Origin of the sequence: Verrucosispora sp. SN26_14.1, from assembly GCF_004307965.1 — a bacterium.
Taxonomy (GTDB): domain Bacteria; phylum Actinomycetota; class Actinomycetes; order Mycobacteriales; family Micromonosporaceae; genus Micromonospora.
In genome coordinates, this window is sequence record NZ_SISL01000406.1 from 1 (window position 1) to 5,352 (window position 5,352).

At 73.2% G+C, this 5,352-nt stretch carries 7 protein-coding genes, 1 tRNA gene and 1 pseudogene; 5 read left to right on the plus strand and 4 right to left on the minus strand.

Going from position 1 to position 5,352, the window contains the following annotated elements; genetic code table 11:
- Nucleotides 1-840, plus strand: an 840-nt coding sequence (locus EYA84_RS25525; RefSeq protein ID WP_131056082.1) for an expansin EXLX1 family cellulose-binding protein, incomplete at its 5' end; no start/stop codon positions are given.
- Between the two features lie 15 nt (nucleotides 841-855).
- Here the strand turns inward: EYA84_RS25525 and EYA84_RS25530 are convergent.
- From EYA84_RS25530 to bcp, 3 genes are all read right to left on the minus strand, one after another.
- On the minus strand, nucleotides 856-1,431 hold the full coding sequence (locus EYA84_RS25530; protein ID WP_131056094.1) for a GNAT family N-acetyltransferase: 576 nt from the start codon (nucleotides 1,429-1,431) through the stop codon (nucleotides 856-858).
- 58 nt (nucleotides 1,432-1,489) lie between these two features.
- Nucleotides 1,490-1,572, minus strand: a tRNA-Leu gene (locus EYA84_RS25535).
- Nucleotides 1,573-1,635: 63 nt separating this feature from the next.
- Nucleotides 1,636-2,112, minus strand: a complete 477-nt coding sequence (gene bcp / locus EYA84_RS25540) for a thioredoxin-dependent thiol peroxidase (protein WP_131056084.1) — start codon at nucleotides 2,110-2,112, stop codon at nucleotides 1,636-1,638.
- Nucleotides 2,113-2,259: 147 nt separating this feature from the next.
- On the opposite strand from bcp, the gene EYA84_RS25545 reads away from it, so the two are divergent.
- From EYA84_RS25545 to EYA84_RS25560, 4 genes are read left to right on the plus strand one after another with little or no spacing between them, the layout of a single operon-like run.
- Nucleotides 2,260-2,976: an energy-coupling factor ABC transporter permease gene (locus EYA84_RS25545; RefSeq protein ID WP_131056086.1), complete on the plus strand. Its 717-nt coding sequence runs from the start codon at nucleotides 2,260-2,262 to the stop codon at nucleotides 2,974-2,976.
- Nucleotides 2,973-3,359: a PDGLE domain-containing protein gene (locus EYA84_RS25550; protein WP_131056088.1), complete on the plus strand. Its 387-nt coding sequence runs from the start codon at nucleotides 2,973-2,975 to the stop codon at nucleotides 3,357-3,359. Before EYA84_RS25545 ends, EYA84_RS25550 begins: the two co-directional genes overlap by 4 nt.
- An 8-nt stretch (nucleotides 3,360-3,367) precedes the next feature.
- A complete protein-coding gene (cbiQ, locus tag EYA84_RS25555) occupies nucleotides 3,368-4,132 on the plus strand; it encodes a cobalt ECF transporter T component CbiQ (RefSeq protein WP_131056090.1) in 765 nt (254 codons plus the stop codon).
- Complete coding sequence (locus EYA84_RS25560; protein WP_131056092.1) at nucleotides 4,129-4,899, plus strand: energy-coupling factor ABC transporter ATP-binding protein; 771 nt, start codon at nucleotides 4,129-4,131, stop codon at nucleotides 4,897-4,899. The genes cbiQ and EYA84_RS25560 overlap by 4 nt, the downstream gene beginning before the upstream one ends.
- Here the strand turns inward: EYA84_RS25560 and EYA84_RS25565 are convergent.
- Nucleotides 4,889-5,352 (minus strand): annotated as a pseudogene (locus tag EYA84_RS25565) (hypothetical protein); the annotation flags it as partial. The gene EYA84_RS25560 and the pseudogene EYA84_RS25565 sit on opposite strands and share 11 nt — an antisense overlap.

Sequence of the window (5,352 nt, forward strand, 5' to 3'; positions counted from 1 at the left end):
GCCCCGGTCGCCGCCGCGCTGCTCGCCCCGCCCGCCGCCGGCACCCTCAACAAGGGGAAGTCGACCTTCTACGACTCCAAGGGCGAGGGCGGCAACTGCTCCTACCCGTCCGCCCCCGCCGACCGTCTCTACGTCGCCCTCGGCCCCAGCGAGTACGCCGGCGGCGCGGGCTGCGGCGGTTACCTCGACGTGACCGGGCCCAAGGGCAAGGTCCGTGTCATGATCATGGACCAGTGCCCGGAGTGCGCGCCCGGACACATCGACCTCTCCCGGGAGGCGTTCGCCCGGATCGCCGACCCGGTGCAGGGCATCGTGAACGTCAGCTACCGCCTGGTGGTCGACCCGCCGCTGGCCGGCCCGCTCACCTTCCGGATCAAGGAAGGCGCGTCGCAGTACTGGTTCGCCGTGCTGGTCGCCGGACACGGCAACCCGCTGCGCGCGGTCGAGGTACGCCAAGGCAGTTCGGGTAACTGGCGGGCGGCCGCCCGGGAGAGCTACAACTACTGGCTGATCGACTCCGGCGCAGGCCCCGGGCCGTACCAGATCCGGGTGACCGACACCCGTGGACACCGGGTGACCGCCACCGGCATCCGGATGGCTCCCGGTCAGGTCCAGCGCTCCACGGTCCGGATGTACGGCGGCACCACGGGCGGCACGACCACCGCGTCCCGGTCACCGTCGGCCAGTCCGAAACCGCGCGCCAGCGCCACCGGAAGCCCGACCCCGTCCGTCTCGACCACCCCGTCGGCCGAGACGGCGACCCCGGCCGCGCCGACCAGCGATCCCGCCGCCCTGCCGCCCGTGCCGGTGGCCGCCACGACGCCGGGCTGCGGCACCTGACGTCCGGCTCGCCCGTCAGCGATCTGCCGCGCCGCCGGCTTCCTCGCCGACCATGGCGGCGACCCCGCTCAACCCGAGCCACATCAGGATCTCGTCGCGGTCGTCGCCGGGGCCGACCCGCAGCGCGCCGGGCCAGCGGCCCGCCTCGCGGTATCCGAGTCGCCGATAGAACCGGTCCAGTCCCAGCCCGTCCCGCACCGTCACGTGCAGGGCCGCCAGCCCCAGGACCCGGCCCACCCGCTCGGCCTCGCGCATCAGCGCCTCGCCGAGTCCACGCCCCTGCGTGTCCGGGTGCACCATCACGCGGGTGAGCACCCGCAGGTGCGTCTTGAGGTGGAACCGTGGGTCGGTGAAGATCGCCATGGCGACCAGCCGGTCACCGTCGTACCCCAGCAGCAGGCGGTCCGGCCCGTCCGCGATCCCGGCCAGCGTCGGGTCGGCGATGGTGCGGACATGGTCGGCGGTGACCGGGGCGACGAAGCCGACCGCCCCGCCCGCGTTGGTGACGTCGACCCAGAGCGCGACGATCCGGGTACGCAGATCGGGGGTCAGCTCGGGATCCAGGACGAAGCGCAGACTCACGGTGCCCATCGTCATCGAACCGCACCCCGATCACCTGCGATCGTGACCAAGGCGACGGACCGGTCGGTGCGGGAGGGGGGATTCGAACCCCCACGTCCTTTCGGACAATAGGACCTAAACCTACCGCGGCTGCCATTACGCCACTCCCGCCAGCGAGACAGAGTCTAGAGCGTCGCGCCGGGACCGTGTCGAGTCGGCGGGCGGTCCGCCGCGTCAGTCCAGGCCGAGATCGCGGCGGAGCTTGGCGACGTGGCCGGTGGCCTTGACGTTGTAGAGCGCCCGCTCGATCTTGCCGTTCTCGTCGATGACGAACGTCGAGCGGATCACCCCGGTCACCGTACGGCCGTAGGACTGCTTCTCGCCGTACGCCCCGTACGCGGTCAGCACCGACTTGTCGGTGTCGGCGACCAGCGGGAAGGTGATCGCGTCGCGCTCGCGGAACGTGGCCAGTTTCTCCGGCTTGTCCGGCGAGATGCCGATCACCTCGTAGCCGGCGGCCTGGAGCGAGGCGAGCGAGTCACGGAAGTCGCACGCCTGCTTGGTGCAGCCGGGGGTCATCGCGGCCGGGTAGGCGTACAGGATGACCTTGCGGCCGCGCAGGTCGGCCAGGGTGAGCTGCCCTCCGGTGTCGGTGGGGAGGGTGAACTCGGGTGCCGCGTCACCGGCGGCGAGACGAGCGGGTGCGGTCATGGCACGACCCTACCGCCGTGCCGTGCCGACCCGGTCGGCACGCCGCACCCGTGATCACCCTCTTGCCAGGTATTGGCAACAGCCTATGTCGGGAAATACGCTCACCTCTGCCGGCGAGCGTGGGCCCGCCGTCACGTGGGAGGTCACGTGGAAACCCTGGCCATGCACATCTCCAACGGAATCATCAACGGCCCGGTGGCGGCGGCCTTCGGGGTGCTGGCGCTGGCGGCGATGGCGTTCTGCGTCCGGCGCGGACGACAGGACCTGGACGACCGCCTCGCGCCGATGGCCGGTCTGGTCGCCGCGTTCATCTTCGCCGTGCAGATGCTCAACTTTCCGATCTTCATCGGGGGAGTCAGCGGCCACCTGCTCGGCGGTGCGCTCGCCGCCATGCTGGTCGGTCCCTGGGTCGGCGCGCTCTGCGTGGCGGTGGTGCTGGCGGTGCAGGCACTGGTCTTCGGTGACGGCGGCGTGGCGATGCTCGGGCTCAACGTCACCAACATGGCGGTCGTCGGCATCGCGGTGGCGTACCTGACGATCGCGCTGCTGCTGCGGGTGCTGCCGCGTACGCCGACCGGGCTGGCGGTGGCGGCCTTCGTCGCCTCGGTGGTCAGTGTGCTGGTCGCGGCGATGGGCTTCGTGCTGCAGTACCAGCTCGGCGGCACCACCGACCTCGGCGGCAACCTGGCCGGTCTGGCCGGCACGATGGCCGTCTCCCACCTGCTCATCGGCGTCGGCGAGGGGCTGATCACGGCGACCACCGTGGTCACCGTGGCGAAGGTCCGACCCGACCTGGTGTACGCGCTGCGGGCCCTGTCGCCGACCGCGTCGAGGTCCGTCCCGGCTACCGGAGGTGTCCGATGAGTACCCGGTCCCGGTCCTTCCTCGTCGGCGGTCTGCTCGTCGCGCTGCTGCTGGCCGGCCTGGTCAGCAACGTCGCCTCGGCGCACCCCGACGGGCTGGACTCGTCGCTGCGGGAGGGCTGCGTCTTCGACGCCGACGACGAGATCGTCGGCGGGGACTGCCCGGCGCGGCAGGAGAAGGAGCACGAGATCGGCGGGCCGCTGGCCGACTACGGCATCGCCGGGCTGGACAACGACGTCGTCTCCACCGGTCTGGCCGGCGTGCTGGGCGTACTGCTCACCTTCGCCGTGGCCGGCGGCGCGTTCTGGCTGGTCCGCCGTCGTGGCCCGGGGCCGGACGGCGAGGCGGACCGGAACGGCGTCACCGCGTCGGGCCGGGGGTAGCGGCGGGGATGGCCGCCGCGCACGTGCTGTACCGGGAGTCCGACTCACCGGTGCACCGGCTGCCGCCGGAGGTCAAGATCGCGGCGATGGTGGCGTTCACCGTCGCGGTCGTCGCGACGCCCCGCGTGGCGCTCTGGGCCTTCGGCGTGTACGCCCTGCTGGTCGCCGCCGTCGCCGCGCTGGCCCGGGTGCCCGCCGGTTGGCTGCTCCTGCGCTCGACGATCGAGCTGCCGTTCGTGCTGTTCGCGGTCGCGCTGCCGTTCCTCGGCACCGGGGAGCGGGTCGACGTGCTCGGGCTGGCGTTGTCGGTCGACGGGTTGTACGGCGCGGGGAACATCCTCGCCAAGGGCACCCTGGGCGTGTGGGCGTCGCTGCTACTGGCCGCGACCACCACCACGCGGGATCTGATCGTCGGGCTGGACCGGCTGCGCTGCCCGCAGATCCTCACCCAGATCGCCACCTTCATGCTGCGCTACCTGGACGTGCTGGTGGGTGAGGCCCGCCGGATGCGGATCGCCCGGATCTCCCGGGGCGACGACCCGCGCTTCCTCTGGCAGGTGCGGGGGTTCGCGGTCGGGGTCGGTGCCTTGTTCCTGCGCGCCTTCGAGCGGGGGGAGCGGGTGTACCTGGCGATGCGTTCGCGCGGGTACACCGGCGTGATGCCGGTGGTGTGGTCGGGTCCGGGTGCGGCGACGACCGGTCAGTGGCTGCTCGCGGCCACCGTCCCGGTGCTGGCGGGCACCGTGGCGGCCACCGCCGCCGTGCTGACGTGACCACCGGTGGGCCGCCGCCCAGCCTGCACGTGCACGGCGTCCGGTACGCCTACCCGGACGGGCACGTCGCGTTGCGCGGTGTCGACCTGACGGTGGCCCGGGGTGAACGGGTGGCCCTGCTCGGCCCGAACGGTGCCGGCAAGACCACGCTGGTGCTGCACCTCAACGGGATCCTGGTGCCCACCGAGGGCGGCGTCACCGTGGGCGGCCTGGCGGTCGGTCCGGACCGGGCCACGCTGGCGGAGATCCGCCGCCGGGTCGGCATCGTCTTCCAGGACCCGGACGACCAGCTCTTCCTGCCGACCGTCGCCGAGGACGTGGCCTTCGGACCGGCCAACCTCGGGCTGCGCGGCGCGGAACTCACCGCCCGGGTGGACGAGGCGCTGGCCGCCGTCGGCATGTCGGAGCACCGGGAGCGGACCCCGCACCACCTCTCGTTCGGTCAGCGCCGCCGGGTGGCGGTGGCCACCGTGCTGGCCATGCGTCCGGAGATCCTGGTGTTGGACGAGCCCTCGTCCAACCTGGACCCGGCGGCCCGGCGGGAGCTGGCCGTCATCCTGCGGTCCCTGCCGGTGACGCTGCTGATGGTCACCCACGACCTGCCGTACGCCTACGAACTCTGCGACCGCTCGGTGATCCTGGACGCCGGCCGGATCGTCGCCGACGCTCCGACCCCGGCGCTCCTGGCCGACGCGGAGCTGCTGGCGCGGCACCGGCTCGAACTGCCCTACCCGTTCCGCCCCGTCCCGCACCCCGTCAGCGAGTGACCGGTTCGGCCGGCTCGGTCGGCCCGGTCGGTGTGGCGGCCCGGCCGGTGGCGTGCAGGCGCAGCACCGCGGCGGCGAGTGCTCCGGCCCCGGCGACGAGGACCACCACGATCAGCATCCGGGTGGCGGTGGCCGACCAGGGCACCGGTGGGACGGCCCGGGACAGCACGGCGGCGTTGGCGATCCCGGCGAAGAGGGCCAGGCACGCCCCGGCCAGCGCCAGCACGAAGTCCACGCCGTCGCGTCGGGTCACCGCCACGCCACCGGCGACGATCGCGCCGAGCCCGGTCACCAGCGTCCAGACCGGGCCGGAGAGCAGCCCGGCCAGCACGGCGCCGACTCCTTCGGCCCCGGCGTCGAGCACCCGTCCCACGGCGAGCACGACCGCCGCCACCCCGCCGACCGCCAGCAGCGCACCGAGGCCGGTCCGCGCCCGACCGCCGGGGGAGGAGG

Coding starts and splice junctions, on each gene's coding strand:
- EYA84_RS25530 (WP_131056094.1), bottom strand. CDS start 1,431: ATGGGCACCGTGAGTCTGCGCTTCGTCCTGGATCCCGAGCTGACCCCC.
- bcp (WP_131056084.1), bottom strand. CDS start 2,112: ATGACCGCACCCGCTCGTCTCGCCGCCGGTGACGCGGCACCCGAGTTC.
- EYA84_RS25550 (WP_131056088.1), top strand. CDS start 2,973: ATGAGTACCCGGTCCCGGTCCTTCCTCGTCGGCGGTCTGCTCGTCGCG.
- cbiQ (WP_131056090.1), top strand. CDS start 3,368: ATGGCCGCCGCGCACGTGCTGTACCGGGAGTCCGACTCACCGGTGCAC.